At 53.9% G+C, this 26,937-nt stretch carries 33 protein-coding genes; 26 read left to right on the top strand and 7 right to left on the bottom strand.

Going from position 1 to position 26,937, the window contains the following annotated elements; translation table 11 throughout:
• Nucleotides 1-3: 3 nt before the first annotated feature.
• The 7 genes from parC to KB213_RS05615 form a co-directional block, all read right to left on the bottom strand.
• Nucleotides 4-2,211: a DNA topoisomerase IV subunit A gene (gene parC / locus KB213_RS05645; RefSeq protein ID WP_211681143.1), complete on the bottom strand. Its 2,208-nt coding sequence runs from the start codon at nucleotides 2,209-2,211 to the stop codon at nucleotides 4-6.
• 173 nt (nucleotides 2,212-2,384) lie between these two features.
• Nucleotides 2,385-3,143 carry a DNA repair protein RecO gene (recO, locus tag KB213_RS05640; RefSeq protein WP_211681141.1) on the bottom strand — a complete coding sequence of 253 codons (759 nt, stop codon included), beginning with the start codon at nucleotides 3,141-3,143 and terminating at the stop codon, nucleotides 2,385-2,387.
• A 119-nt stretch (nucleotides 3,144-3,262) separates the two neighbouring features.
• On the bottom strand, nucleotides 3,263-4,168 hold the full coding sequence (tsf, locus tag KB213_RS05635; protein ID WP_211681139.1) for a translation elongation factor Ts: 906 nt from the start codon (nucleotides 4,166-4,168) through the stop codon (nucleotides 3,263-3,265).
• A 96-nt stretch (nucleotides 4,169-4,264) separates the two neighbouring features.
• Nucleotides 4,265-5,053: a 30S ribosomal protein S2 gene (gene rpsB, locus KB213_RS05630; RefSeq protein ID WP_068170722.1), complete on the bottom strand. Its 789-nt coding sequence runs from the start codon at nucleotides 5,051-5,053 to the stop codon at nucleotides 4,265-4,267.
• Nucleotides 5,054-5,255: 202 nt separating this feature from the next.
• Complete coding sequence (gene dnaE, locus KB213_RS05625; RefSeq protein ID WP_211681137.1) at nucleotides 5,256-8,678, bottom strand: DNA polymerase III subunit alpha; 3,423 nt, start codon at nucleotides 8,676-8,678, stop codon at nucleotides 5,256-5,258.
• Nucleotides 8,679-9,060: 382 nt separating this feature from the next.
• Complete coding sequence (locus tag KB213_RS05620) at nucleotides 9,061-9,624, bottom strand: hypothetical protein (RefSeq protein WP_211681135.1); 564 nt, start codon at nucleotides 9,622-9,624, stop codon at nucleotides 9,061-9,063.
• Between the two features lie 15 nt (nucleotides 9,625-9,639).
• Entirely contained in the window at nucleotides 9,640-10,371 is a 732-nt protein-coding gene (locus KB213_RS05615) for a LexA family transcriptional regulator (protein WP_211681133.1), read from the bottom strand.
• Nucleotides 10,372-10,622: 251 nt separating this feature from the next.
• Between KB213_RS05615 and KB213_RS05610 the strand changes: the two genes are divergently transcribed.
• The 26 genes from KB213_RS05610 to KB213_RS05485 all read left to right on the top strand — a co-directional run bounded on the left by KB213_RS05610 (nucleotide 10,623) and on the right by KB213_RS05485 (nucleotide 26,868).
• Nucleotides 10,623-10,928 (top strand): helix-turn-helix domain-containing protein, encoded by a 306-nt coding sequence (locus KB213_RS05610; protein WP_211681131.1) that lies wholly within the window; start codon nucleotides 10,623-10,625, stop codon nucleotides 10,926-10,928.
• On the top strand, nucleotides 10,925-11,815 hold the full coding sequence (locus KB213_RS05605; protein WP_211681129.1) for a ParB N-terminal domain-containing protein: 891 nt from the start codon (nucleotides 10,925-10,927) through the stop codon (nucleotides 11,813-11,815). The genes KB213_RS05610 and KB213_RS05605 overlap by 4 nt, the downstream gene beginning before the upstream one ends.
• On the top strand, nucleotides 11,812-12,078 hold the full coding sequence (locus KB213_RS05600; protein WP_211681127.1) for a helix-turn-helix domain-containing protein: 267 nt from the start codon (nucleotides 11,812-11,814) through the stop codon (nucleotides 12,076-12,078). Before KB213_RS05605 ends, KB213_RS05600 begins: the two co-directional genes overlap by 4 nt.
• Nucleotides 12,075-12,527, top strand: a complete 453-nt coding sequence (locus tag KB213_RS05595) for a hypothetical protein (protein WP_211681125.1) — start codon at nucleotides 12,075-12,077, stop codon at nucleotides 12,525-12,527. The genes KB213_RS05600 and KB213_RS05595 overlap by 4 nt, the downstream gene beginning before the upstream one ends.
• Nucleotides 12,524-12,685 carry a hypothetical protein gene (locus KB213_RS05590; RefSeq protein WP_211681123.1) on the top strand — a complete coding sequence of 54 codons (162 nt, stop codon included), beginning with the start codon at nucleotides 12,524-12,526 and terminating at the stop codon, nucleotides 12,683-12,685. The genes KB213_RS05595 and KB213_RS05590 overlap by 4 nt, the downstream gene beginning before the upstream one ends.
• A complete protein-coding gene (locus tag KB213_RS05585; protein ID WP_211681121.1) occupies nucleotides 12,675-14,636 on the top strand; it encodes a transposase domain-containing protein in 1,962 nt (653 codons plus the stop codon). The genes KB213_RS05590 and KB213_RS05585 overlap by 11 nt, the downstream gene beginning before the upstream one ends.
• Before the next feature lie 63 nt (nucleotides 14,637-14,699).
• On the top strand, nucleotides 14,700-15,692 hold the full coding sequence (locus KB213_RS05580) for an AAA family ATPase (RefSeq protein WP_211681119.1): 993 nt from the start codon (nucleotides 14,700-14,702) through the stop codon (nucleotides 15,690-15,692).
• 4 nt (nucleotides 15,693-15,696) lie between these two features.
• The gene (locus KB213_RS05575; protein WP_211681117.1) at nucleotides 15,697-15,906 is read left to right on the top strand and encodes a hypothetical protein; all 210 of its coding nucleotides are present in this window, start codon (nucleotides 15,697-15,699) and stop codon (nucleotides 15,904-15,906) included.
• A complete protein-coding gene (locus KB213_RS12825; RefSeq protein ID WP_211681116.1) occupies nucleotides 15,903-16,577 on the top strand; it encodes a transposase in 675 nt (224 codons plus the stop codon). The genes KB213_RS05575 and KB213_RS12825 overlap by 4 nt, the downstream gene beginning before the upstream one ends.
• Nucleotides 16,565-16,828 (top strand): hypothetical protein, encoded by a 264-nt coding sequence (locus tag KB213_RS05565; RefSeq protein ID WP_211681114.1) that lies wholly within the window; start codon nucleotides 16,565-16,567, stop codon nucleotides 16,826-16,828. The genes KB213_RS12825 and KB213_RS05565 overlap by 13 nt, the downstream gene beginning before the upstream one ends.
• Nucleotides 16,825-17,385, top strand: a complete 561-nt coding sequence (locus tag KB213_RS05560; RefSeq protein ID WP_211681112.1) for a hypothetical protein — start codon at nucleotides 16,825-16,827, stop codon at nucleotides 17,383-17,385. The genes KB213_RS05565 and KB213_RS05560 overlap by 4 nt, the downstream gene beginning before the upstream one ends.
• Entirely contained in the window at nucleotides 17,382-17,660 is a 279-nt protein-coding gene (locus KB213_RS05555; protein ID WP_211681110.1) for a hypothetical protein, read from the top strand. Before KB213_RS05560 ends, KB213_RS05555 begins: the two co-directional genes overlap by 4 nt.
• Nucleotides 17,661-17,669: 9 nt before the next feature.
• Nucleotides 17,670-18,275 carry a DUF3164 family protein gene (locus tag KB213_RS05550; RefSeq protein ID WP_211681108.1) on the top strand — a complete coding sequence of 202 codons (606 nt, stop codon included), beginning with the start codon at nucleotides 17,670-17,672 and terminating at the stop codon, nucleotides 18,273-18,275.
• Nucleotides 18,276-18,282: 7 nt separating this feature from the next.
• Nucleotides 18,283-18,666: a regulatory protein GemA gene (locus KB213_RS05545; RefSeq protein ID WP_211681106.1), complete on the top strand. Its 384-nt coding sequence runs from the start codon at nucleotides 18,283-18,285 to the stop codon at nucleotides 18,664-18,666.
• Nucleotides 18,648-18,917, top strand: coding sequence for a hypothetical protein (locus KB213_RS05540; RefSeq protein WP_211681104.1), 270 nt, complete (start codon nucleotides 18,648-18,650; stop codon nucleotides 18,915-18,917). Before KB213_RS05545 ends, KB213_RS05540 begins: the two co-directional genes overlap by 19 nt.
• 84 nt (nucleotides 18,918-19,001) lie before the next feature.
• On the top strand, nucleotides 19,002-19,388 hold the full coding sequence (locus tag KB213_RS13100) for a helix-turn-helix domain-containing protein (RefSeq protein WP_211681102.1): 387 nt from the start codon (nucleotides 19,002-19,004) through the stop codon (nucleotides 19,386-19,388).
• A 62-nt stretch (nucleotides 19,389-19,450) separates the two neighbouring features.
• A complete protein-coding gene (locus KB213_RS05530) occupies nucleotides 19,451-20,152 on the top strand; it encodes a glycosyl hydrolase 108 family protein (protein WP_211681099.1) in 702 nt (233 codons plus the stop codon).
• A gap of 76 nt (nucleotides 20,153-20,228) precedes the next feature.
• Complete coding sequence (locus KB213_RS05525) at nucleotides 20,229-20,582, top strand: hypothetical protein (RefSeq protein ID WP_211681097.1); 354 nt, start codon at nucleotides 20,229-20,231, stop codon at nucleotides 20,580-20,582.
• Complete coding sequence (locus tag KB213_RS05520) at nucleotides 20,582-20,866, top strand: hypothetical protein (protein WP_211681095.1); 285 nt, start codon at nucleotides 20,582-20,584, stop codon at nucleotides 20,864-20,866. Before KB213_RS05525 ends, KB213_RS05520 begins: the two co-directional genes overlap by 1 nt.
• 126 nt (nucleotides 20,867-20,992) lie before the next feature.
• Nucleotides 20,993-21,304: a hypothetical protein gene (locus KB213_RS05515; RefSeq protein WP_211681093.1), complete on the top strand. Its 312-nt coding sequence runs from the start codon at nucleotides 20,993-20,995 to the stop codon at nucleotides 21,302-21,304.
• Nucleotides 21,304-21,855, top strand: a complete 552-nt coding sequence (locus tag KB213_RS05510) for a DUF3486 family protein (RefSeq protein ID WP_211681091.1) — start codon at nucleotides 21,304-21,306, stop codon at nucleotides 21,853-21,855. The genes KB213_RS05515 and KB213_RS05510 overlap by 1 nt, the downstream gene beginning before the upstream one ends.
• Nucleotides 21,852-23,465 (top strand): hypothetical protein, encoded by a 1,614-nt coding sequence (locus tag KB213_RS05505; RefSeq protein WP_249110289.1) that lies wholly within the window; start codon nucleotides 21,852-21,854, stop codon nucleotides 23,463-23,465. The genes KB213_RS05510 and KB213_RS05505 overlap by 4 nt, the downstream gene beginning before the upstream one ends.
• Entirely contained in the window at nucleotides 23,462-23,692 is a 231-nt protein-coding gene (locus KB213_RS05500; RefSeq protein WP_211681089.1) for a hypothetical protein, read from the top strand. The genes KB213_RS05505 and KB213_RS05500 overlap by 4 nt, the downstream gene beginning before the upstream one ends.
• On the top strand, nucleotides 23,689-23,913 hold the full coding sequence (locus KB213_RS05495; protein ID WP_211681087.1) for a hypothetical protein: 225 nt from the start codon (nucleotides 23,689-23,691) through the stop codon (nucleotides 23,911-23,913). Before KB213_RS05500 ends, KB213_RS05495 begins: the two co-directional genes overlap by 4 nt.
• A complete protein-coding gene (locus tag KB213_RS05490) occupies nucleotides 23,910-25,661 on the top strand; it encodes a DUF935 domain-containing protein (RefSeq protein WP_249110288.1) in 1,752 nt (583 codons plus the stop codon). Before KB213_RS05495 ends, KB213_RS05490 begins: the two co-directional genes overlap by 4 nt.
• Nucleotides 25,654-26,868: a phage head morphogenesis protein gene (locus KB213_RS05485; protein ID WP_346266672.1), complete on the top strand. Its 1,215-nt coding sequence runs from the start codon at nucleotides 25,654-25,656 to the stop codon at nucleotides 26,866-26,868. Before KB213_RS05490 ends, KB213_RS05485 begins: the two co-directional genes overlap by 8 nt.
• Nucleotides 26,869-26,937 lie beyond the last annotated feature (69 nt).

Genomic DNA, 26,937 nt, shown 5'->3' with positions numbered 1-26,937 from the left:
ACTTTACCCCTTCCGCAACATCCACTGAGAAGCCGCTTTACCCAGCGCACCACGCCGCGCTTCCCATGCAGATAAATCAGCGGCACTCCGAGCACGCTGCCCCTCTTGCCAAACCAGCCCATCAGCCATGGTGAACGTCCGAATATCGCGGAGCGTAAATTCACCCAACTTCTGAAGAGCAACACCTGCGCCACGGCTCATCTCAGGCAGTTGTTCCATCGGGAAAATCAGCGCACGCTTGTTCTCACCCAACGTCAAAACATGCGTGCCGACGGCCTCCATACACGCAAATACAGCCTCACCGGGCTTAATGTTAAAGACCTGTTTGCCCGTTCGTTTTTCGGCCACCATCGTGCTATCTGCCACGATCATGCCGCGCCCATGCGCGGACGCAATCAAACGCTTGCCATCGTCACGCACCGCAAACATCGCAATAATGCGATCTTCTTGCGGAATATCCAAAAGCGTCCGTACGGGCTGACCAAACCCGCGCCCACGCGGCAAATCTGCCACTTTCAACGTGAAAGCCTTGCCACCAGACGCGACCAAACACAGCCGCTCCGTACTCTGACATTCCACACTGACGCCAGCATCATCACCTTCTTTAAAGCGATGCCCCGCCGGATCAAGGTTATGGCCCTTCATCGCCCGTATCCATCCCTCACGGGAGAGCAAAACCGTCAAGGGTTCACGATCCACCTCAAACGCAACCGACAAATCAATTGCTTTTGGCGGTTCAGAAATCGTCGTACGCCGGTCCCCTAAAGCCCCCGCACCAAACTTCTTAATCGTTGCGTCTAGATCACGACCAATACGGGTCCAACGGCGTTTTTCTGACCCCAATAAAGTTTCCAGTGAGCGCCGTTCATCATCAAGCTTGTCCCGCTCTTTGCGGATCTCCATTTCTTCCAAACGTCGCAGGGACCGCAAACGCATATTCAAAACAGATTCAGCCTGAATATCGCTCAGACTAAACGTCTCCATCAACGCAGCCTTAGGATGATCTTCCTCACGGATAATCCGGATCACCTCATCCAGATTCAAATAAACCGCAAGGAACCCTTCCAAAATCTCCAAGCGGCGCAAAACTGCCGCCAAGCGATGATTAGAACGCCGGACCAAAACCTCATGCACATGATCTAGCCACGCGCGCAGAACCTGCTTGAGGGACAAAACCCCCGGCACACGATCGCCACCCAACACATTCATATTCAGGCTAAAACGGTTTTCTAACGCCGTATTGCGAAACAGCGTCTCCATCAACAAATCAGGGTCAACCGTCTTATTCTTCGGTTCTAAAACCAGACGTATTTCCGTCGTGCTCTCATCACGCACATCACCCAATAATGGCAGCTTCTTCTCATCCATCTGCTGCGCGATTTGCTCAATAAGGCGTGATTTCTGCACCTGATACGGAATTTCCGTAACCACAATCGTCCACGTACCAAAGCGCCCTTGCTCCACATCCCAGCGCGCCCGCGTACGAAAACTACCACGACCCGTCTCATACGCCCGGATAATCGCATCCTGATCTTCCACCAGAATACCACCCGTCGGAAAGTCTGGCCCCGGCATCAGCCCAACCAGTTCGGCCACCTCAGCATCAGGCTTTTCAATCAAAAGCTTCGCAGCACGGCAGACTTCCGCAGCATTGTGGGGCGGAATACTCGTCGCCATCCCTACGGCAATACCAGCAGCCCCATTCGCCAGCAAATTCGGAAACGTGCCAGAGAGCACAACTGGCTCATGATCTTCGTTGTCATACGTCGCCCGGAAGTCCACGGCATCATCGGCCAAGCCATCCAGCAGCGTCCATGCAACTTCCGTCAGGCGGCTTTCCGTATAACGCATGGCCGCCGCACCATCACCGTCAACGGAACCAAAATTGCCTTGCCCCTCTACCAACGGATAACGCACCGCAAAATCCTGCGCGAGGCGCACCAATGCATCATAAACCGAAGCATCACCATGCGGGTGAAACTTACCAATGACGTCACCAACAACACGGGCGCATTTCTTAAAACCCGAAGATGGATCAAGCTTCAATTGCTGCATGGCATACAGCAAGCGCCGATGTACCGGCTTCAACCCATCGCGCACATCCGGCAGCGATCGGGACATGATAGTGGACATGGCATACGCAATATAACGCTCGCTCAAAGCCTCAGCGAAACGCGTATCTTCAATATGACCAGCCAGATCCGTGCCCATGCCCACTCCTTCGTTTGCGCAGGACTTAGACACTGCACCGCCCGTCTGTCCAGCACTCTCAAAACGCCTTAGCGTACTTTATCGACCTGCCAACGCAGAAAAAAGAAAACATCCACTTTTTTCCGCTATTTCACACTGCCCGATAACACATTCCAACCATAAATACGGCCATCTCATTCCGCATCATCGTCCATACTGCTGAGCGGAACCGATAAACGTTCCCTCAAATACCCCCGCGCTAACGGCATACCCTTATGCCGTACCCCAAACACCCAGCGTTCTAAAAAATACCCTGTCAGATCAATTCCATCGCACCATTCATCACGCGTCGCTTCAACATCTTCCTCCAAAAATAAAGACGGCAACGGCAACAAACGATCACGCCACTCACCCGCCCCCTCGACCGAGACAGCACGCCCGGTTTTGGGAGAAACATATTGCAACCCCTCACACGCGCCCGTCACCGCACAGACCCGTAGATCCAAGCCATAACCCAAAGCGGATAAGAGACACGCTTCCCACCGCAAGTAAGCGGCCATAGGCGGCGGTTCCGGCGCAACACCAATCAACGTTAATAAACGCACCAAACGCATAAACACTTCAGGATGCGCCTCATCCTGCGGCAATGCACCATCCGCAACAGCACACGCACTGCTCAGCATGGACAGCGCCACCGGATAATCCAAACAGCGCGCCGCAACACTCTGCACCAACTCACCGGTAACAGACCCCAATTGCCCCGATAATCGGGCCTTCCACTGCACCATGACCAGATTACCAACCTGCCACGTTGCCGCATGTCGGCGCGCACCACCACCACGCACAATGCCGTGCACCACGCCGTGTTCTTCCGTGAAGAGATGAACCAAAATGCTCCCCTCCCCATAAGGACATACAGAGAGCACCAAACCCGCTTCCTGCCATTCCTTCACACGCCGTCACTCCATAAAAAAAACTCCCACATGAATACCATGTGGGAGTCTTCAGCATACACGAAGAATAAGCCTTCGTTCTGCCCGATACATCATGATCGGGCAGACAAAATACGCCTTTAGTTGCCAGCAGCAGCAGCCACTTCAGCAGCAAAGTCGCTTTCTTCCTTTTCGATGCCTTCACCAAGGTGGAAGCGCTCGAAAGCAACCAGCTTAGCGCCAGCCTTCTCAACAACCTTAGCAACGCGGCTTTCACCGTCATGCACCCAAACTTGCTCCAGAAGAACAACTTCTTCGTAGAACTTGCGGATACGGCCATCAACCATCTTGTCGATGATTGCTTCTGGCTTGCCAGATGCACGAGCTTGCTCAACGAGAACAGCGCGCTCACGCTCAAGAGCGTCCGCATCAACGCTGGAAACATCCAGAGCAGCCGGACGCGTTGCAGCAGCATGCATACCGATTTGACGGCCCAGCGTCAGCAGAGCGTCGTTTTCAGATTCCGCTTCCAGAGCAGCCAGAACACCGATCTTGCCGATGCCCGGACGCAGCGCACCATGAACGTAGCTAGCAACAACGCCGCTAGAAACCGTCAGAACCTTAGCGCGACGCAGTGACATGTTTTCACCGATCGTTGCGATCAGATGTGTCAGTTCGTCAGCAACCGTACGGCCTGAAGGAACCGTAGCCGCCTTGATCGCTTCGAGGTCGTCACCAACCTTCAGCGCTACGTGTGCAACCTGCTCCACCAGCAGTTGGAACGCTTCGTTACGGCCAACAAAGTCCGTCTCAGCGTTCACTTCAACCATAGCAGCGCGGTTCTTTTCAGACGCAACGCCTACCAGGCCTTCAGCTGCCGTACGGCCAGACTTCTTAGCAGCCTGAGAGAGGCCCTTCTTACGAAGCCAGTCAACAGCGGCTTCCATGTCACCAGCGGCTTCTTTAAGAGCCTTTTTGCAATCCATCATGCCTGCGCCGGTCTTTTCGCGCAGTTCGCGGACTAGGGCTGCTGTGATCTCTGCCATATCTCTCATCCCTCAAAAAATTAATGCGGCCGGACGCACTCGCCCGGCCGCATGACTGGTTCAGCTATCGTCTCTTTGCAGAGGCGACACACCGTTTCAGTTCGCGGAAGCCTGCTCGCCTTCAGCAGCCGTCTCAGCGACAACTGTTTCAGCTGGCAGTTCTTCTTCTGCACCAATGTCATGACCGGAAGCAGCCAGCTCAGCGGAAATACCGTCCAGAACTGCAGCAGACACCAGATCACAATACAGGGTGATTGCACGGATAGCGTCATCGTTGCCCGGTACCGGGAACGTTACGCCAGCCGGGTTGGAGTTGCTGTCCAGAACGCCAATAACCGGGATACCCAGCTTGTTAGCTTCTTCAACGGCCAGCTTTTCCTTGTTCGTGTCGATCACGAAGATCAGGTCTGGAAGACCACCCATCTCCTTGATGCCGCCCAGCGAACGCTCAAGCTTTTCACGATCACGCGTGATGTCAAGCACTTCTTTCTTCGTCAGACCAGCCGTGTCGCCGCTCAGCATTTCGTCGATTTGACGCAGACGCTTGATGGAACCCGTGATGGTCTTCCAGTTCGTCAGCATGCCGCCGAGCCAACGGTGGTTGACGTAGTACTGACCGCAACGCGTTGCAGCTTCAGCAACGTGCTCAGCAGCAGCGCGCTTCGTACCAACGAACAGAACGCGGCCACCGTTTGCAACGGTATCACGAACTTGCTTCAGTGCACGATCGAGCAGAGGAACTGTCTGCTGCAGATCAATGATGTGAACTTGGTTACGGACACCGAACAGGTATGGAGCCATCGCTGGGTTCCAGCGACGTGTATGGTGACCGAAGTGAACGCCAGCTTCGAGCAGCTGACGCATGGTGAATTCAGGCGCTGCCATGAATCGAATTCCTTGCCTCTGGTTTAGCCTCCGCACGGCGTGGTCCCCTCAGGAACACCAGAAGAACGTTTGGGTAAACGCCCCAGCCATGCGTGCGAATTGCCCACCGCCTTGATAAAAACCAAGGTACGCGGACGCCTGCGGTATGGCTGAAACGCCGCGCTTTTGCAAGTATGATTCGGCAGTCTTCATCGGATTGCCATCAAACCTGCTCTGCGCGCTCAACCCCACGTATCGTCCTCAGACGTTCCGCCAAACGAGGCGTCACTTTATACGTCCCCGGCAACGCGATTTCGACATCCCTCGTTTCCGCCAAAGACGGCAAAAGCGTAATACGGCCGCGCCCCCCCCGCATGTCATCCAGCATGGCAGACAAAGCCGGCAAGGTCTTAGGCTCTTGCAGCCATACCCGAATTTCCCCACGCTCTTCAGCCGCCGCCTGCTCCAGATCAACAACACTCTGGGCCGTAATTCTCAGCGCATCGCCATCCAGCTTCAACTCAGCATTCACCAGCACAGCCTGCCCTGCCACGAGAAGCTCTCGGCACGAGACCAACGTCTCAGAAAATAGCGTTGCCTCACATGTCCCCGTGCTGTCCGATAAATTGACCCACGCCATTTTCTTCCCTGTCCGGGTTGGGCGCTCCTTTTTATCAATCACACATCCGGCTATTTTCACACGCGTGCTACCCGTTTTAGCCGCGGCCTCTAGGCCACTCGCTGGCGTAACCCCCAAGCGCCGCAAAACCGTACGATACGCATCCAGCGGGTGCGCACTCATATGGAAGCCCACCGCAGCCGCCTCCAACGACAAGCGCTCAAAATCAGGCCATGCTTGACCCTCTTTTAACTTAAGAATTTCACGGTCCTGACCAGCCCCCCCAAAAAGGCCCGCTTGACCCATTTTCTGTTCCTGAGCCTTCGCTTGAGCCCGGCGCAAAATGGTTTCCGCACTCGCAAAAACCGTATGTCTTTCTTTAAGGATACTGTCGAAAGCCCCTGCTTTTGCAAGACTTTCTAATTGTATTTTATTGATACTCGCCGGATCTGCACGCTCTGCAAAGTCCGTCATATCAATAAACGGCTTATCCCCGCGTGATGCCACCAGAGCATCCATCGCCGCAGCGCCAACACGCTTCACCGCAGACAGCGCATAACGAATACCCTGCGTCCCGTCCTCTAAAGTCTCAATCGAAAAGTCAGCTAAAGATCGGTTGATATCAACCGGCAAAACTTTGATTTTCATGCGGCGCGCCTCTTGGCACAAAGCCGCCAATTTTTCCGTTTTTTCACGCGCCAGAGACATACAACCGGCCAAGAAAGCCACCGGGTGGTTCGCCTTCATCCATGCGGTCTGGTACGAAACCAAGGCATAAGCCGCCGCATGGGATTTATTAAAACCATAATCCGCAAAGCGCGCCATGAGGTCAAAAACCTCCGTCGCCTTCTCTGGTGTAATACCCCGCTTCGTCGCACCTTCCGTAAAGATCGCGCGCTGCTTCTCCATCTCAGAAGCAATTTTCTTACCCATCGCACGACGCAGCAAATCCGCACCGCCGAGGCTATACCCAGCCATGCGCTGCGCAATCTGCATCACCTGTTCTTGATAGACCATGATGCCATAGGTCTCAGACAAGATATCGCGGATCTCTTCATGCGGCGGCTCCCATGCCTCCCCATGTTTACGACGGCAATAATCCGGGATGTTGGCCATCGGCCCCGGTCGATAGAGCGACACACCCGCAATCAAATCTTCCAAACGGCTGGCAGCCATCTGTTTGAGCATGTCACGCATGCCCGCGCCTTCAAATTGGAATACACCCGCCGCATCACCGCGTGCGAGCATCTCAAAAGTCTTTTTATCATCCAAAGGAATACGTGAGAGATCAACCGTAACACCTTGTTCTTTAAGGAAGTCTACCCCCCTCTTCAGAATCGTCAGCGTGGTCAAACCCAAGAAGTCGAACTTCACCAACCCAGCTTGCTCAACAAACTTCATGTTGAACTGCGTCACCAGCATGTCGCTCTTCGGGTCTCGGTACAACGGTACGAGTTCGACCAGTTCACGATCACCAATCACCACGCCCGCAGCATGCGTTGATGCGTGACGATACAACCCTTCAAGCTGCTGCGCGATCTCCAACAAACGGCGTAGCGCTTCATCACTATCGCGCATTTCCTGTAAGCGCGTTTCGCCCTCAATAGCCTGCGCCAAGGTCACAGGCTTAGCCGGGTTATTCGGGATCAGTTCCGCAACGCGGTTCACCATCCCATACGGCAAGCCCAGCACACGCCCAACATCCCGCACCGCCGCTTTTGCTTGCAGCTTTCCAAACGTAATAATCTGCGCAACCCGGCTTCCGCCATATTCCTCGCGCACATACCGGATAACTTCGTCACGCCGATCCTGACAAAAATCGATATCAAAGTCAGGCATTGATACACGTTCAGGATTCAAAAACCGCTCAAACAGCAATCCAAATGGCAGCGGATCAATATCCGTAATCGTCAGCGCATACGCCACCAATGACCCTGCACCCGAACCACGCCCAGGCCCCACAGGAATATCATGCGCTTTCGCCCACTGAATAAAGTCCGCAACGATCAAGAAATAACCCGGGAAACCCATCCCTGCGATAATATCCAGTTCAACTTGCAAACGATCCCGATATGTCTGCTTTTCCTCATCGCTAAGGGTCATCGCCTCGAAACGTGCGTCCAACCCTTCGCGCGCCATAGCGCCCAAAGTTTCTTCTTCCGTGGTCCCCTCACGGACTTTCGAGCACACTGGAAGCAAAGGCTTACGCGTCGTTGCCGCAATGGCGCATTTTTGCGCAATGATCAGCGTATTGTCGCAGGCTTCAGGCAAATCGTGAAACAACGCCCGCATCTGAGCCGGCGTTTTAAACCACGCTTCGGGCGAGACATGCCACCGATCCGTCTCTGCCATCGTCCGACCCTGCGCAATACAAATCAACGCATCATGGGCTTCATGCATCTTCGGGTTAGGAAAGAAACACTCATTCGTCGCAACAAGCGGCACATGATGCCGGTCCGCCATTGCTACAAGAACATCCTCAATCGCCGCCTCACCCGGTTCGCCATAACGGTTCAATTCAACCGCGATATTCTCCGGGAAAAAAGTGACTAATTTCTGCAGAAGTGCCTCAGCTTCTTCCCTCTGCTCATCCTCCAGCATGCGGTTCAACGGGCCACGCTTACCACCCGTCAGCAAAAACAGCCCATCCGCATGCTGCCCCAACACATCAACAGCAACCGTCGGATCACCCGGGTCACCATTCAAAAAACCATGCGATGATAGAATCTGCAGATTGGCCAGCCCAACCTCATTCCGCGCCAACACCACCAAAGGCTCAGACGGCGCACCCGGCTTCGTACTCCGTGGCGGCAGCGATAGCTGACATCCCACAATAGGCTGCACATTCTTGCCCTGTGCCGTCAGGGAGAACTCTAAAGCCCCAAAAAGATTGCCACTATCCGTCAGCGCCACGGCCGGCATAGCATTTTCTACTGCCAAACCAACAAGGTCCGGAATACGAATAGCACCCTGACTTAAAGAGTAAGCCGAGTGATTACGGAGATGAACAAAATCAGCATGGGACATGCTGCTTCTCTAGCACGCACATCCGCTTCTATGCAGCCGTTAATGAAGTGCTTGCTGTAAAGGGTTGGTTATTCTTTTTTGCAAAAAAGAATCAAAAAAACTCTTATCCACTAGGGCTGTAAGGGGACAGTAAGAATGGAACTGTATCGGAACCGGGATTTAATGGGCTGATACGGGACCTCGTGGGATGGAGAATGGCTTTATTTTGCGAATTTTCTTTCGGGCGGCCTAATTATCCATAAGCCATAATTAGCGGTATAGTCAGTCTGGAACTTTTTGGTAAAATCTCAATAATGGACATATAATTTGGAATTGTTGCACATCTAATTGAGACGTATCTTAGAAAGATATTAGAGGGCATTTAGAGACGTTTAAAACCATTTTAGAACGAGTGTTTTTGTATACTAATAGGCACAAAGATCATTTGATCTGGCCAGTCGCGTTGAGCTGAGCTGAGGACTGCGTACGGGATTTCTAATCCACAAAGCCATTCAGGAAGCGGTGTGCGCATGAATGCACCAGGATTAGGGAATGACGTTAGGCCCAACTCTACATGACCGCCCCATTGAGGGTCTCTTAAGCCGTGGGGAAGTCTTTTTAGACTCTCAGATGTGATTTCCATTTCTACATCAAGATGGGCGCCCGTGGCTTCCCAACCTTTCAGTGGTGGTGGTTCTCCGTACCAATAAATGGCTAATTTTTCTCCGTTTTGTGTTGTTTTTTCAAGCCGCGGGCATGCTTCTAGAAAAGCCTTTATGGCTGCTTGGACGGCGGGTAATTTGTTTTTAGGAACACCAGAATAGTGAGCGGATGTCGCAAGATTTACGGGGGATAAATCAGCGATAGAGCCATCAATATTGACAGATTTATTGTTGGAATATCCGGTCCAGGCTGAGTAACCGATGAGAATCAGTACAACACTGAGAATGATATATCGCTTTTTCATAAATATCCCCTTCTATTATGAGATTGTCATTCCCATGCGCCAGACTACTCGGCCAATTATTGACATTGGGGAGCCGCTGTCTTCTGACATTTGACGGAGTTCTGCAGCGCTTAGTTCTTCGGCGGGGTAGCGAGGGTTGTCACTTACTACGCTTATGTTGCCATTAATTTTCACAATAAGGCGTTTCACTAGCAGCTGCTCACCTATACGGAGGGCGAAGACGCCGCCGGTGAAAAGTTCTTTGTCGTTTAGGTCTAGGACTATGACGTCACCGGAGCAGATGTAAGGCTCCATGCTGTCACCCTTAGCCCGCACCCCTATTAGTTTACGGTTAGGCAATAATAGCTCAGGTGGAAACGCTGATGTACTTAGAGAGAATGATACTTCCTCAATAGAGGTATCTGGTAAAAATCCGTATCCTGCTGACATTTCGATATTATATCCGGGTATAGTTTTGACTGCCCCTGATATGCTGGCATCGTTATTATTAACTTTTGGTATATTTGGATTGGCATCAAGAGTATTTTCTCGCATTCCACCAACGTCGCCAAATAATAGCCACTGTAAAGAGACGTTACAGGCAGAAGCTAATTTTTCGACATTGGCAAGCTTCCACTCTTTTCCATTTTGATACCCGCTGACCGTAGTAGTGCCAATCCCAGCACGAGCCGCAACGGTATCATTGCCCCCAGCAGCTTTAATGGCCTGCTTAAGGCGCTCAGTTCTCATTTCAGCTTCGCAGTTCATAAGGGTAACTGCGAAATACGCAAAAGTGTATTTTTACACACAGTTTTCTGTAGGATTTGCGCTGCAGGTGATCGCTTATCCACAGCATAATACAGAAAATTAACTGCGAACTTACATTTTTCAGTTTGAAAACTTCCACAAAAGTGTATTCTCACGTTGTTCCCTACGGTTTAGCTCTATGAGTGAAAACTACGGTTGAGGAATGAAAAAAGGGGGCGGCTGCCACCGCCCCGAGTTGAGGAGGTTCACTTATGGCACGAAAGCCATCAGGAATGCACGTTGAGGATATTAAAGCCTCTTTACGTAAAAAATGGGGAACGCTGACGGCACTCTCACGGCACTTGGGACGCAACCCAAATGTCGTGACACAAGCCCTTGCTACACCGGGATATTCGGTGCCGGTTGAGCGGGCGATTGCGGAAGAGTTGGGGCGTGCGCCGCAGGATGTTTGGCCGGATCGCTTTGATCATAACGGGGAGCCTCTTTCGTTGCGTGTTGAGCGAATCACTAGCGCGTCCATCTCGTCCGATCACCGTAGAAACGGAGTGGCGGCATGAACGTGGTTGAGATTCCGTTGGCGCAGATTGAGGTTGGTGAGCGGCTGCGTTCTGTAGACCCGGCTTGGGTTGAGTTTTTGGCTGCGTCTATTGCGGAGAGTGGTCAGAGTACGCCAGTTTGGGTGCGTAAGATTGGGCGTAGTGAGCGCTATGCGTTGATTGCTGGTGGCCACCGTATGGCGGCGCTGCAAGTGGCCGGTAAAGAGGTGGCGGTTGCCACGGTGATGAAGGCAACGGACGTTGAAGCGCAGTTGCTGGAAATTGACGAAAACCTGATCCGCCGTGAGTTGACGCCGCTGGACCGGGCAACGTTTTTGGCGCGGCGCAAAGAGGCTTATGAGGCGCTGCACCCTGAGACAAAACAGGGTGGTGACCGTAAGTCCGATCAAAACGCAGAGCTTTGCGGTTTGATCCCAGCCTTCTCTGAGGCGACGGCTGAGAAGCTGGGTTTGTCGCGCCGAACCATTGAAACCGCTGTGCAAATGCATGGTCAGATTGATGGTGAAGTGCGGAAGAGCCTGACAGGAACATGGCTTGCGGAATCTGGTGCGCAGCTGATGGCGTTGGGCAAATTGACGCCGGATATGCAGCGCAAGGTTGCGGCGTTTGTGGCGCAATGGCCGGGTGTGAAGAACGTTGCGGAGATTGTGCGGCAGATTGAGAACCGCCCTAAGCCGCAAGCACCGGAGCGGCTGGAGAAGTTCCTTGCCTTTTGGCGGAAGTCTGACCCGCGTGAGCAAGAAGATATCGTGCGTTATGCAGCGGCACAGATGCCCTCTGTTGCGGTTTCTGCAGCATGGGATGGTGCGTCTGAGCATGAGCGTTTGCGTATCGCTGATGACTTTGCGCCGCGTTTACCGGGTTTAGCTGAGAGGGCTGCGGCATGAGCGATATGACTGCTTTTCATGGCCGTATAGCTGAGCGGATTGGTGCGATTATCCGGCGAGAACGTTTGGCGGAAGATTGGACGCAGGACCGTCTGGCACAGGAAACCGGCCTCACCGTTGATAATATCGCGGGGATGGAGCTTGGCTCCTATATGCCGATCTGGCCGGTTCTGATGGACGTACTTTGGGCGCTTGATATCTCCACGCATGTTTGCGCTGAGATCTTTCAAGTGGATGCATCTGTGCGGGAGTGCGGCGCATGATCCGATCAGGTGAGCAACTCGATTTGTTGGCATGGGCGCCGCCGGAAACGGTGGTGGCGTATGACCCGCAATTGATCCGGGCCAATTCTTACGGTGGGCGTCTGTCTCGGGCAATTTCGGTGACGTTGGACAGTTGTGGTTATACGCGCGCTGAAGTGGCTGAGCGTATGAGCCAGCATTTGGAGCGGAAGATCAGCCTCAACATCCTCAATGCTTATGCATCTGTAGCGCGGGATACGCATGAGATTTCAGCGGTGCGGTTCCATGCGCTGCTTGCCGCGACAGGTGACCGTCGTTTGGCGGAGTTTGTGGTGGCCGATCACGGATGGAGTGTGATCGACCGGCGCTACCTGCCCATGATCGAACTGGCCGCAGTGCAGGAGCATAAACGAAACCTCTCCAAACAAGAACGGGTTTTGCGTGGTGCCGTTCGTGGAGGGCGTTGGTGATGAATGATATTCAAGAACAGCAAGAGAAAAAGCCCGTTAAATTGGTGGGTAATATCCCTGTTTTGACGCCCGAGAATTTCGCTGAGCGTTTTGAACGCGCATTGTGGAATGCGCGGGAGCATCACTTGAATACGTTCAAGGAGCGGGATGATGCATGAGCAGAAATGGTTTTCGCCTGCTGAATTGGCCGCGATGAACTTGCCGGGAATGCCAGCAACGGCACGCGCCATTCAACTCCGTGTTGAACACGATCAATGGATGCTCCCCGAGCAAGAAGGTCAGACATGGCGCAAGCGACAGGGGCGCGGTGGGGGCTTTGAGTTTACGCCTTATCACCTGCCCTTTCAGGCTCGGGTGGCGTTGGAGCTTCATGTGCAGCGCACGGATGATCCAGCGTTGGCTGCGGAGGCCTCTGACCAGCGTGAGCGAGAAGACTTGTGGCGCAAATATGATGCGCTACCAGACACCCTTAAAGAGCGGGCTCGGAAGGCTTTAAGAGCGCTTCATGCGGTGGAAGGTTTAGTGGCGAGTGGAACGCGCAAAACGACGGCGCTGACCATTGTAGCGCATGAGCAGAAGGTAGGCCGTAACACCATCAATAACTGGTACCGAGATGTGCGCGGGTTAAACCGTTGCGACTGGCTGGCTGGATTAGCGCCGCATTATGGGGCGCGGGCTGGTGATGTTGCGGAGTGCCCTAGTGAGGCGTGGAACATTCTTGCGGCAGATTATCTGCGGCTGGAGCGCCCAGGGTTTGAAGCCTGTTATCGGAGGCTTCAACAGGTGGCGGAGCAGCGTGGCTGGACCTTGCCGTCAAGCAAATCTTTGTTTCGGCGTATGAAGAAGTATCCGGCCGAGCTTCTTGTGGCGGCCCGTGAAGGCGAAGAGAAGCTCAAACAGATGTATCCGGCGCAGAAGCGTGATCATACGGTGTTTGATGCGCTCGAAGCGGTGAATGCAGATGGTCATAAATGGGATGTGTTCGTGAAGTGGCCTGTTGGCGCAGAAGAACGGATTGTGCGCCCGGTGATGATTGGATTTCAGGATATTTTTTCTGGGAAAATCCTCTCTTGGCGGATTGATCTTTCCGAAAATAAGGAAGCCGTCCGGCTGGCTTTTGGGGATTTGGTGGAACGCTATGGCATACCGAAATATTGCTATTTCGATAATGGTCGGAACTTCTCCTCTAAGTGGCTGACGGGCGGTGTGCCGAACCGTTACCGCTTTAAGGTGCGAGACGAAGAACCGTTGGGTATTCTTCCGCAGCTTGGTGTGGATGTTCGGTTCGTTAAACCTTATAGCGGGCGTTCAAAGCCGATTGAGCGTGCATGGCGTGATTTTGCACAGGATTTGGCCAAGCATCCGCGTTTTGCAGGGGCGTATACTGGGCATAAGGTTGATGCCAAGCCTGAGAATTACGGGTCAACGGCGGTGCCGCTCGATGTGTTTATTGAAGTCGTGGCGCAGGGTATTGCCGAGCATAATGCACGGATTGGGCGCAGGTCTGATGTGTGCCAGGGCAAGTATTCGTTTGATCAGGTGTTTGAGGCTTCTTATGCGCGGGCACCGATCACCAAAGCCACAGATGAGCAACGGCGCTTATGGTTGATGCCTGCGGAATCCGTCACGATCAGCAAACGTGATGGTGTGATTGAGATTGAAGGTAATCGCTTTTGGGCTGACTTCCTCAATCAGTACCCTGGGGAGAAAGTCGTGGTACGGCTCGACCCGGAGAACCTCCAGCAGGATGTTCATGTCTATCGGATGGATGGGACGTATCTGGGGGCGGCAGCATGCCGTGAAAAGGTTGGGTTTGCGGATAAGGCGGCTGCGCAGCGCCATGCACGTGCTTACAAGGCTTATAGTAATGCTGCCAAGGCACAGCGTGAGGCTGCGGTGCGGTTGAGCCAAGACGAATTGGCGCGTGTCTTTGCCGATTTACCGACGCATGACGAAACCCCATTGGAGGCCAAGATTGTGCGGCCATTAAGACCACGCCCGCTTGTTTCAGGCGCAAATGCTCTAGCCGTTGATTTTGACAATGATGAGGAATGTGAGCGCGAGGCTGAAGAAATGGCCGAGGTTATGCAGCTGCGCAACTATTTTTGATTTTGTGATGACTGTTTCCCGAAGGTTTTGCCTTCGGCTTGTGAAGTAAAGAAAGAATAAACCATGTCTGAGACGCTTATTAGCGCCGCCTCATTGGGCGACGAACAGGTGAATAATGTCCAATTTTCGGGAGTTGTTGGGCGGTTTCGCTCTGAGATGCAAGTCCAGGGTTTGACGGTTACGCAAGCTGCGGCGGCATCTGGCATTGCGAAAGGAACGCTGCATGCGTGGTTGGCGGGAACCTATGCCGGTGTGGTCGCCAATGTGGATGAGAAGGCTGAAAAGTGGCTGGCCTCCTGCAATGTGAAAACGCGGGTGCGCAAACAAATGCCGCGTACGCCAGACTTTATCATGACGCCATCTGCGACGATCTTTTTTAGTGTGTTTTCCTACGCACAGGCCGCGCCGGATATTGGCTTGATCACGGGTAATGCGGGTGTGGGCAAAACGATGTCTGCCAAGGCGTATCAGCGCGAGAACAGCAATGTCTGGATTTTGACGGCGGATACGTCGATGCGGTCCCCGTCGGCTGTTTTGCGCGAGTTGGCGGAACTGGTGGATGCCACGGAAAAACGCGGCACGCGGATGATGGCATCCATCTTGAACCGGGTGCGCGATACGCAGGGTTTGTTGATTATTGATGAGGCCCAGAACTTTACGACTGAGGCCATTGATCTTTTGCGCACCATTAATGATCGCGCGGAGATTGGCATTGTTTTTATGGGCAATGAGCCGCTGAAGGGCCGGATTGAAGGCCTTGGACGCACAACGTCTCATGCGCAGATTTTCTCGCGCATTGGTAAGCGCAAGAACCGTGCGCGCCCGCAGATTAGCGATATGAATTTAATGCTGGATGCGTGGGGCATTGACGCCAACGATTTGCGCAAGACGTGCCGATGGATTGCGGGGCAGCCCGGTGGGCTGCGTGTGATGAATAAGACCTTGCGCCATGCCTTCATGCTGGCGGGCGATGATGCGCTGGAAGACATTCATATCGAAAAGACGTGGAAAGACCTGACCGGGGCCGAGCTCCCGTCTTTCAAGAGAGGCGAATAATTTCATGGCAAAAGTGAAAAATCAGGACGTGGTCCAGCGGGCGCATGAGGCCGATGAGATTTCAGAATTGTTCCATGAAACGACGGATCAGCGCAGCACATCCGTCAATATTGGCCCAGAAGCGCGTGAGGTTATTCGGGATTTTCTGATGGGTGTTGAGCCGTCTTTGACGGTGGAAAGTGTGATTGAAGCTCTGGAAGGAGAATGGTCGTGAGCCATAATCTGGATCGCCTTAAAAAAATGAGTTTTTCACTCCGTGCCGTGCTGTGGTTAGGGCGAGAATACGGTGCGTTTCGGCTGAATTCCGGTAGCTGTCCTTTACGGTGGTACGTTGCGGAAGACGGCACGGTGGACGTTCAGGCGCATGGCAGTGTTGTGCGGTCCATGCATACGGACGGCTTTTTCTATCCGGTGGCGGAAGGGCTTTTTGCCCTGACGCCGAAGGGTGCGGGGCTGGCTGAAGGGCTGTTGTGTGAGCCTTTAGGACTGCGCCAGGCGGAAACGAAAACGGTGGAGCCTTTCTGGCTTTCAGATGCGCAGATGCACCGTATTTCTATGTGCTTTCCCCAGTATTCTGGGGAGGTGCGTAAAGATGACCGGGCCGTGATGAGTGGCATTGTTCATGTGCTCCGATCCGGGATTGCATGGGGGCGTGCCCCCGCTTGTTACGGGAAGTCCGCGCGGCTGTTTCACCGCTTTCGGCAATGGGCTGTCGCGGGGGTTTTGGATCAGGTTTTAAGCAACCTCTTAGAGCCCTCTGATGGCCGCATGACGCTCGTTATTGATGACGTTGTGTTGTTGTCCCACCGCACGGGGCGGACTTACGCCGCGAAAGGGTGTTTCCCCATTCTTGCACCGGTGGAGGACATGCCATGTGCGGTGTGAAATCCATCAAGCAACTGGGCGTGGAGCTTGCGGGTCAGCATGGCACGACGGCGGAATATGCTCAGAAGGTTTTGACGATCTATTTCCGGCAGTTAGAGGCGTCTCATACCGTGGGGTGGTGCCAGCGTATGCGTGCATTGAACCCGATTGAAGCCCCCTCAAAAGGCCAAAGCATCATCATCGGTGCCGTGGCCTATTATCCAACAAATCTCACATTGGGCGCTGTGCTTGCCCTGAAGGATGCATCATGACGGCTGTTCTTTTGCTGCGCGACGCCGCGTCTCAAACAATGAATTTTGACATGCAGCGGCTGCCGCTGATGCAGTCGGCCTTGGTTAATTTGTTCACGCGCTGCGGTGACCAGTTGACGGTGGAGCAATGCCTAGACGGTGTTAGTCGGGTGGCACCCGATGGTATCATGGATGCTGAGATGTGCCGGATTGCGGTGCGGTTTTTGGCGCGGCTTCCGCATGACCGGCTGGTGCGAGATGTCTATGCGGAGCTGGTGCAGGACATGGACACGGATGCTCTGGACGAGGTCGCGCGGGTTTATGATCCGGTTTCAACGGAATTGCAGCGTGATGCGCAGGCGGTGCGTAGCCGTGGGGCTTTTCTGATTAATTTTGAGCAGGCGCAGGAGTTGGCGCGGGATTTGGAGGAAAAGTCTCGCAAGGTTTTGCGGCTGGAGCAGCACAATGCCGCATTGGAAGCCGCGCTGCGTCAGGCTGTGAATGGCACCTTGCCAGTGTGGGAGTGCAACATGCCGTCACGGCCCCGAAACGGACATGGCAAAGGGCCTATCGCATGAGAAAGCTGGTGATTGCGCCCGAGCACCTTCAGGGGCTGTTCAAAGCGATGGAGAACGATTTGACCGAGCATTTGCAGCGTAGCGCGCATCTTTCTGTGGAAGGTGAAATCGCTGTTGCTCGGCTGCACTTGGCCGAAGTTGAAAATCATCAGGCGCTTGTTTTGTCGGAAGACAATGAAAAGCGGATGTGGGCTGTGGCGCAGGCGGCGCTGACGGCGGTGTTGATTGGGTGTGTGGACCGTGGGCTGAACCGCCCGAAGATTGATGTGAATTGAGGGGATACGATGATGACACGCATGATTGAACGTTGGGATGGGTCTAAAACACCGGAAACACGGTTGGACCCACGTATTTTGCTCGCGCATGACACAGCCAATGAACTGGTTGCTGATGCGGAATCATTCCGGGCGCTCGTACGGGAGCAAAAGCTGAATTATTTTGCGCGGATTGATGCATATATTGATTTGGTTTTGGAGAGTTATGGTGCGCGTTTGGGGGGTACCCGAGGCGGTGTGACCGTTGAAAATCTGGATACGACACGGCGTGTGCATGTGATTATTTCCGATTATCAAACGGTGACGGCGGCTATTGATGCCGCCCGGGCTTTGATGTCTGAAATTCTGGATGATCTGTGTGGCGATGCATCCGATGATTTGCGAGCGCTTGTCGAAGCCGCATTTGCGCGTAACGAGAAAACTAATCGGATTTCGACAGAGCGTGTTCTGGGTTTGCGGCGTTTGAATTTACAGCACCCGAAATGGCCGTTAGCGCGTGAGGCAATTGCGGATGCGGTCGTGAAAGCAGGCAGTAAGCGGTATGTGCGCTTTTACCGGCGTGAGACGCCACGTGACGCGTGGCAGCAAATTGATCTCAACTTTTCGTCGTTGTGAGGGTGTGATGGACGCGCGAAACACTCGCTATGCCAAGCTGCGTATTGCGCAGAAGAAGCTTGGTTTGGATGATGATGTTTATCGGGATCGGTTGGAGCGTAAAACCGGCAAGCGTTCGGCCAAGGAGATGAGCGTTGCTGAGATGGACCGGGTCTTGGAGCAGTTTCGGAAGGACGGGTTTCGTACCCGTCCGACCGCGCATAACCCGCAGGTTCGGAAGGTGTTTGCACTTTGGACAGAGTTGGGTCCGTCTTTACGGTCTGGGGGATCACGCGAGAGCCTGCGGGCTTTTGTGAAGCGTATGGTGGGTGTTGATGATCCGAACTTCTTGACAGCGCCGCAAGCTGGTGTCGTGATCGAAGCGCTTAAAGCATGGGAGAAGCGTTTGTGACGGATGCCGAGCGCCAGAGATTGGTTAGCCTTGAGGCCGTGTTGATTGAGCTGCGTGGTAAAGTGGCGCAAGCGCTTAAATCAGGTGGCATGTCCTGCGGTGAAAACCGTCATGATGTGGAAAGCCGATTGGGATGGCTAGCACACCATATTGATGGCATGATTGATGCCAACGATATTGGGCATGATGCTATTTTAGAGCATCGAAGTCTTTTGGAAGACGTTTTATTTGCCGAGAAAGAGCCCCACTAGCGGGGCTCTTTTTTTGTCTGAACTTCCTGTGCTTTATGCTAGAAGAAGAGAGAGAATTTCGCAGAAATACAGGGGGTTTCAATCGTGGCTATTTGTCCGCCGCCAACGATTGCATGGCTTGTTGACGTCGTGGGAGAGCATGTGGCGTTGTCCTTCGTGGAGAGCGCTGGTGGGCGGCGTTTATGGGTGCCGCGCCGGTGGCACGGTTCCCGTCTCGAAGCGGTGCATGGCGAAGCCATTGCAGAAGCGTTGAGCGAACGCGTCGGTGGTGAACATTTTGAGGTGCCGGTCTGTCGCGAATGGCGTGCTTTGATCCTGTATAGTCAGGGTTTGTCGCTCAATGATATTGCTGCACGGGCGGGGTGTTCTCGTTCGACAATTATTCGGATAATAGGGGGACGGACGCGCGGCATTACAGCGACGCGTGAGCAGTCCCAGCAGGATGCACGTCAGCTTGCATTGTTTGGGTAAGCCATCATGGGGGAGTATATCCCTCCCTGAAGCTTCTTTTGGCTCTGCGGTACTGTTTTTGCATGCAGAGCAATTTCTCCACCATCACGCAGTTTACGGCCTCACGCGAGGGGCTTTACCAATGTCTACGGGATGATCCGGGCAATTGGACCTTAGGTGCCGTAGGCTGTGGCCGTTTAGTGGGTACGATGCGCGGTATTTCAGCGCCCGTGATGGGCCGCTGGGTTGGTGACCCGCATTTAATCACGCCTAAAATAATGCAGGCTATTTCGGCCGAAACATTTAGCGCTATCTATGCCGCTCTGTATTGGCGGGCAATCAATGGTGCGCATTTGCCGTCTGGCATTGATGTGATGCTGTGTGACTTCGCCTTCAATGCCGGGATCGCGCGCTCTGCCAAACAACTTCAGCAAATCATTGGCTTTGTGCCGTCTGATATTGACGGAGATATTGGGCCACAGACATTGCATGCGTTGGAGACGGCACCACTCTCGGTAATCGCTGGCGCAGTAACGGGGTCGTATCGGACCGCGTTGCAGCGTGATGTAGGCGTCACCCCAGATGGCGTGTTGGGGATTGAAACGCTTCAGACTGTTGAACAGATGGGGCAACGCCATCGCTTGATTGTGTACGCTTTAGCGAGCCGCCAAGAGGCTGCGTACCGATCCTTTCAAAAATTCACGTATTTCGGGCGCGGCTGGTTAGAGCGTTTAGCGGAGCGCCTTGCGCTGGCTTTGCGTGTTGTTGCCGCGCCAGAGATGTGAGGTTTGCTCGGTTTCAGCGGGCGCGCTGGAGCTTTTACGCATGGCGCGAGAACGCGGCGCATAAAGGGAGGCCATCATGCCTAGTTTTAATTGGAAGGGCTTGATTACGCCCGCACTGACAATGGCAACACCGTTTCTCGCCTCGCTCATTTCGGGGCGTGGCACGCGGTATGAAACTATTGCGCAGCAAGCGGTAAGCTCTGCGGTCGTGACCGTGAATCAAGGCTTGGATCATGTCCGTGATCTGATTGATGTCTATGACCGTACGAACCCACTTGTGTCCGAAGCGATTAGCACGTTCCAGACGCTGGCATCAGCTGCGGGTGTGTCCATTCCATCCATTGATGTCATTGAAACCCACATTAAAGCGGCAGTTGGTGATCTGGCCGCTATTGTGGTGCAGCCCAAAACACCTGTGACGAGCGGCTGATGCCGGGCGCGACCGACCCATATTCGGTCGCGAGCGTGGTTGTTCCATTGCCGCTGGCAATCGTGTTGGTTTTGGCCTGCGCGATTGTCACAGCGGTCGTGGCGATCGTGTGGTTGCGGCATATGGGGCATGGCAAGCGCCTGAGTGCACTTGAAGCAGCACAGGCTGCAGCAGCGGCGCGCGATGCGCATTTCGATCATAAGTTAAGCAGCATTCAAACGGACGTCAAAAATATGACGGAATTGCTGCACGTAATTATCAAAGGGCACATGGCACGTGAATGATAATGATGACCGCTTTGAGTGCATCGTCCTCGCGATGATCGCAGGCTTTATGCTTGGGCTGATCTTTATGAGCTGCGATGTGCCCGAGCAGTCCATTGACTGCCATGTGACCCGGGAGGGCCGGTTATGAATGCGGTGCGGCAGCGATTGATTGAGGATCGCCGGTGGTGGGTTTTGGATGCTATCGCGCAGATGAACGATCGTTCATTAAATGAAGATATTATTCGTATGTCCCTGCGTGCGATGGGGCGTCCTGCTGCTGTCGAGGATGTGCGCAATGACCTCGAGCATTTAGAGCGTGAAGGCTGTGTGGTGTTGAGCCGTCATGTCTTGGGTCCTGCGCGTCATTTATTGGTGGCGACCCTGACGGTTGAAGGGCTGCAATGCCGCGATAATGAACGCACTGTTCTGGGCGTTGCGGAGAGGAAACCTCTGTAATGGCTGAGCGCCCATCGTCTATTGATAAGTTGCCGCAAGAAGTTCGAGACGAGATTGCGAACTTGCGCGGTGCCGGTCACACGATTGATGAAATTTTGGCCGCGATGCGTGAGCTGCACAGTGCTGACATCAGCCGGTCGGCGCTCGGTCGTCATATCAAGACGATGGAGGAAGTCGGGCGAGACGTCCGCCAGAGCAAAGAAATTGCGGAGATGCTTGTCCGTCAGTTGGGCGATGAACCGGAAAGCCGGGTCGTTCAGGCGAATATCCAGCTTATGCATACCTTTATGATGAAGCTGTTTATTGGCGATGATCAGGCTATTTTGGAGATCAAAAAAGACCCCCAAGCGATCATGATGCTGGCAAAGGCGCTGGACCATCTGACGCGATCCAGCAAAACGGATGCTGATTTCATTGCGAAGGTTGAAGCGCGTGTTGAAGCGCGGATCAAGGCTGAACAGGAACAGCGCCTCAAACAAGTCATCAAGGAAAAGGGTCTTACAGCAGAGTCACAAGCCATTATCCGCAAGCGCGTACTGGGGATGAAATGACCGACCACGCCGAAGCCCTTCTCCCGGATGTATGGGATAATGCACAAGATGACGGTCATTATGCCCTGTTGAAATATCAGCAGGATGCCAATGATGTCATTCTGGAACATGATGTTGTGGTCTGGGAAAAATCACGTCGTATTGGTGCGTCGTGGGGCATTAGCTGGGTTGCTGTGCTGGTCGCTTCTCTGAAGGCGACTGAAGGCGGTATGGACGTCTTCTATATGGGTTTTGAAAAGGACATGACGCGTCAGTTCGTGTCCGATACGGGCGATCATGCGCGGCTCATTGAGATTGCAGCATCAGACCTACAAGAAGATATTTTCACCGATCCCGACAAAGATATGAAAGTCTTTCGGATCGATTTTGCCTCACGTCATGAGGTGCTCGGCCTTCCGTCCGTTGCGCGTGCTTTTCGATCAAAACAAGGCTTGGTCATTATTGACGAAGCTGCCTTCATTGACGATTTGGCAGCAGTACTAAAAGCTGCGTTCGCCCTGCTTATTTGGGGCGGTAAAATTGTGATTATCTCTAGCCATAATGGTGATGCTAACCCGTTCAATGAATTATGTCAGGACATCCGCGCGGGTAAGAAGCCTGACTATAAACTGATCCGCACCACGTTCGACGATGCTCTTGCCGATGGGTTGTACAAGCGTATTTGCCTCAAAAAAGGCGAAACGTGGACAGCAGAAGGTGAGCGGGAATGGCGCGCGAAGATCGTTCGTCAATATGGAGATAATGCCGACGAAGAGCTTTTTTGTATTCCCAACCCCTCCACCGGTGCATTCCTCTCTTTGGCATTAATTGAGAAATGCCAGACGCCTGATGCACACGTTGTTCGTTGGGCATGCGATAACACATTCGCGCTCTTGCCGGAGGATGTGCGGAAACGGGAGTGTCTTCACTTCTGCTCCACAGAACTTCTCCCGCTTTTGGACCAATTAGACCCGAAGTTGGCCCATGTGTTGGGTGAAGATTTTGGGCGCAGCGGTGATTTGACCGTTCTTTGGCCTTTAACCATCCTCGCCAACCTTACCCGCAAGACGCCCTTTACGGTGGAGTTGCGCAATGTCCCGTTTGAACAGCAAAAGCAGATCCTCTGGTTTGTCCTGGACAGGTTGCCGAGGTTCCGAGCTGCTAAATTGGATGCGCGTGGGAACGGCCAGTGGTTGGCGGAAGTCACCGTGCAGCGATACGGCTCACGCGTGGAAGCCGTGATGCTGACGGAGGGGTGGTACCGTGACAATATGCCGCCCTTCAAAGCAGCCTTTGAAGATGGGATGCTTTTGGTCCCTGCCGATAGTGACACGCAAGATGACCTACGTTCTCTCAAGATCGTCCGGGGCGTTGCGCGTATCCCAGAGACACGGTCGGAAGATAAGACAGGAAAGCGTCATGGTGATGCGGCGATCGCCGCTGCGATGGCCTATGCGGCCAGTCGCGCGGAGCCGGAGGAGTATGGTTACCGTGCGGCGCGCTCTCCCTATGCAACTGCGGATGGTACGCCCGCTGTGCATGGATGGGGTGTGCAAGACGAAATTGCTCATGAGCGCTCTCGGCGTGGAACGGGGCTAGACAGTTTTGGACTGCGAGGAGGCCTGTCATGAATGATGTGGTGATTTACGTTCTGCTCAGCTTTGTTGTGCTGGCCAGCGGTATGTTGATTTGGATAGCGCGTTTGGCGATGCGTGCGCAGGCTGAGCATGAAGCTCTTGTTCAGAAGCTTGAGGCACAAAATGCGCAGCATGAACAGGCCGCATTGGATCAAACGCAGGCGATGACGGCCCCGACGCAAACGGCTCTGAACACGATTTTGCAGGATGGAACGTTTTGATGCGCTCTGCTGTACTGCTGTTGCTCGCCATGACCTTTTTGAGCGCGTGTGCGCCCCGATCACAATACAGCGTATGTCCGGTGGTGGTGCCGTGGTCGCGTGATGATCAACGCGCTCTTATGCGGGATTTAGAGGCGTCTAAAAGCCCATTTATAACCCGTGCTGTGCAGGAAGATGCTGGGTATCGTGCGTGGGCGCGCGGATGCCGGGGAAGAGAATGACAATGGCACTTTTGGATCAGAATGGGCGACCATTCCCGTCAGCAGCACTCCAGCGGCCGGCAGCCCCGGCGACGATGGTTGGGATGCGTCCAGCCGCGGTCAGTACGCCCATTGCGGGGCTGAACCCGGCGTCACTCGGCGGCTTAATGCGTGCTGCGGATATGGGCGACAGTTTGGCCTGGCACTTAATTGCAGCCGAGATTGAACGACGCGACCTACATTATCTCGGGGTGTTGGGGACGCGTAAGCGCAGCGTGTCACAATTGCCGATTACGGTGACGCCGGGAGATGAAAGCAAACGCGGTCAGAAGATCGCGGATTTTGTCCGTGATTGGGTCAATACGGGTCTGCTGCGGCATAGCTTGTTCGATATGCTCGACGCGATTGGCAAGGGCTTTTCGGTCATGGAGATCGACTGGGCATTAGCGCCCGGTAATAATCGCCCTCGTGATTTGTTGTTTAAGCCGCAGCGCTGGTTTGAGGTGAGCTATCAGGATGGTGAGACGATCATGCTGCGCTCTGAGGATGGGGCCAGTCAGGTTCCGGGCATTCCGGGTGGGCCACCCCTCTTTGGGTTTGACGATATGGTGGCCCAAAAATTCGTCATCCATAAGCACCCGAGCTGGTCTGGCCTAACGATCCAAAGTGGTTTGACCCGCGCGGTGGCATGGGCGGTGATGTTTAAGATGTTCACGCTGCGGGATTGGTCCATCTTCGTGCAGAATTATGGGCTGCCAATGCGGATTGGCACTTATGGGCCGGAGAGTTCAGAAGAAGACCGTGATGTGCTGTGGCAGGCTGTGACGGATATTGCAGGCTCTTGTGCCGCCATTATTCCAAAGGGCATGGAGGTCAATTTCATTGAGCCCAAAGGTGGTGCGGGATCGCATGAATTGCATCTCTCACGCATTCGTTGGTTTGATGATCAGATCTCTAAAGCCGTGCTTGGCCAGACGGGCACAGCGGATAGTCATCAAGGGGCGCATGCCTCCAGCAAGACGCACCGGCTGGTGCAGGAGGATATTGAGCGGGCGGATGCGCTGCTATTGTCCCATACGATTTGTCAGCAGATCGTGCAGCCGATGGTGGATTTCAGCTTTGGGCCACAGGCGCAGTACCCCATTGTGGCCATTGGCCGTCCTGATGAGCCGACTTTGCAGGAGCTGATGCAAGCGATCCAATATGCGGGGCCGCAGGGATGGAAAGTGCGGGCGCAGGATCTGTATGATCGTTACGCTCTCACACCACCGGAGGAAGGCGATGTAGTGGTCGGCCAAACGGCGGCTGCACAGCCAGTCGAACCACCGCAAGATGTGCCGCCGACTGTGAAACCAGCCAAGATCAGCCCGGGCAGTGTTGTGCCGCCGAGCGTGAAACAACCATCTTCAGCGCAGCAACAGCCGCAGGTTATGGGGGAAGGACAAGCCGAGCAGACGGCGCTGCATGTGCAGTTGGGGCAGTTACTGGAGCAGCACGTTCAGGCGGAGGGGCCAGAATTGGTTGCACTCATGACACAACGTTTGGCCCGTGATGCAGCTTCAGGGCTGAGGGCAATAACGGCCGCAGCGCGTGACGCTGTTGAGAGAGCAAGTAGTTTTGACGATTTGGAACGCCGCTTGAGGCGATTGAACCTTCCTGACGATGCTTTTGCGGAGGCTATGGCGCAAGGGATTGCGATTTCACAGTTAGCAGGGCAAGCACAGATGCTTGGACAAATGACGAGCGGACGAATGACACGTCGTGACTGATAAATTTGATCATGCTTTGCTGGAGGCCGCGCTGTTAGCCCCGAGTGAGGCGATTGCGTTTTTCCGGCAAAAGGGGCTTGTGTCGACGGAGCGTTATGGCGAGGTGATGAATGAGGCGCATTCACGCGGCTTTGCCGTTGCGGGTGCAACGTCCGATGCTCTGTTGCGTGATTTAAAAGCCGCGGTGAACAGTGCCATTACGGATGGTACGACTCTCAAAGATTTCCAAAAGTCGTTTGACCAAATTGTCAAAAAGCATGGTTGGGACCATGGCGGTGATGCGGGTTGGCGCGCGAAGATTATTTACGACACCAACCTCTCTACGGCTTATGCCGCAGGGCAGTATGCTCAGATGGCCACGCCGGAAGCACGCGATATTTTCCCCGCGTGGCGGTATATTCATCATGCGTGCCCGCATCCGCGTGCGGAACATGTGGCGTGGGATGGTTTGGTGTTGGCGAATGATGACCCATGGTGGAACACGCATTTCCCGCCGAATGGGTGGCGCTGCCATTGCACTGTCGAGCCTGTAACGCGCTCTGATATGCGGCGCAATAAGTGGCAGATTACGGATGCGCCGCCGTTAGATCTTCGTCCATGGAAAAACCCTGCGACGGGCAAGACGGAGATGGTGCCGAAAGGGATTGATCCGTCCTTTGCGTATAACCCCGGTAAGGCGTGGCAGGATCATCAGGCAGCAAAAGCGACGGTGCAGCCCAAATTGGAACCACGAACCCATATTGGATCGACGCCTGTGCATCATGTGCCAGCTGCGGTGCGCGAGAAGCAGCAGGCTGAGGATATTATACAGTTGTTGAAGCCGGAGGCGCAGGGAGAGGTCACGGCGGCTACGTTGCCGCAGAATGTACAGACCCTTCTAGGCTCAGAGACGCCTGATGTTCTTTTATCGCGTGATATGCTGGGTAAGAATCCCGAAAAGCATTCGGATATGGATGGTTTGTACCCTGTATTGCCTCAGCTGGTGAATAAACCAAGCATTGTATTCCAGGGGAATACGGAGCGGCACCTTAAACTACTGTCGGACTACAAAGGAAAAACGTACAGCATTATCGTCAAGCGAACGCATGACCGTTTGCATAATTACATTGTGTCGTTTCAACGTCTGCGAATGCAGGAATTAAAACGCTTGTTCCGGCAACGAAGTCCATTGTTAGGGGTGCGTGAAGATCTACCGGAAAAGGATTAATACGACGCACGGGTGGGCCTACCACTCAACCCACATAACGAACCCGGCCTAAAAGGCCGGTCCTACGGC

The sequence above is a fragment of the Neokomagataea anthophila genome (assembly GCF_018122595.1).
Classification (GTDB): Bacteria; Pseudomonadota; Alphaproteobacteria; order Acetobacterales; family Acetobacteraceae; genus Gluconobacter; species Gluconobacter anthophilus.
This window is presented reverse-complemented; position numbering and strand designations above follow the sequence as displayed.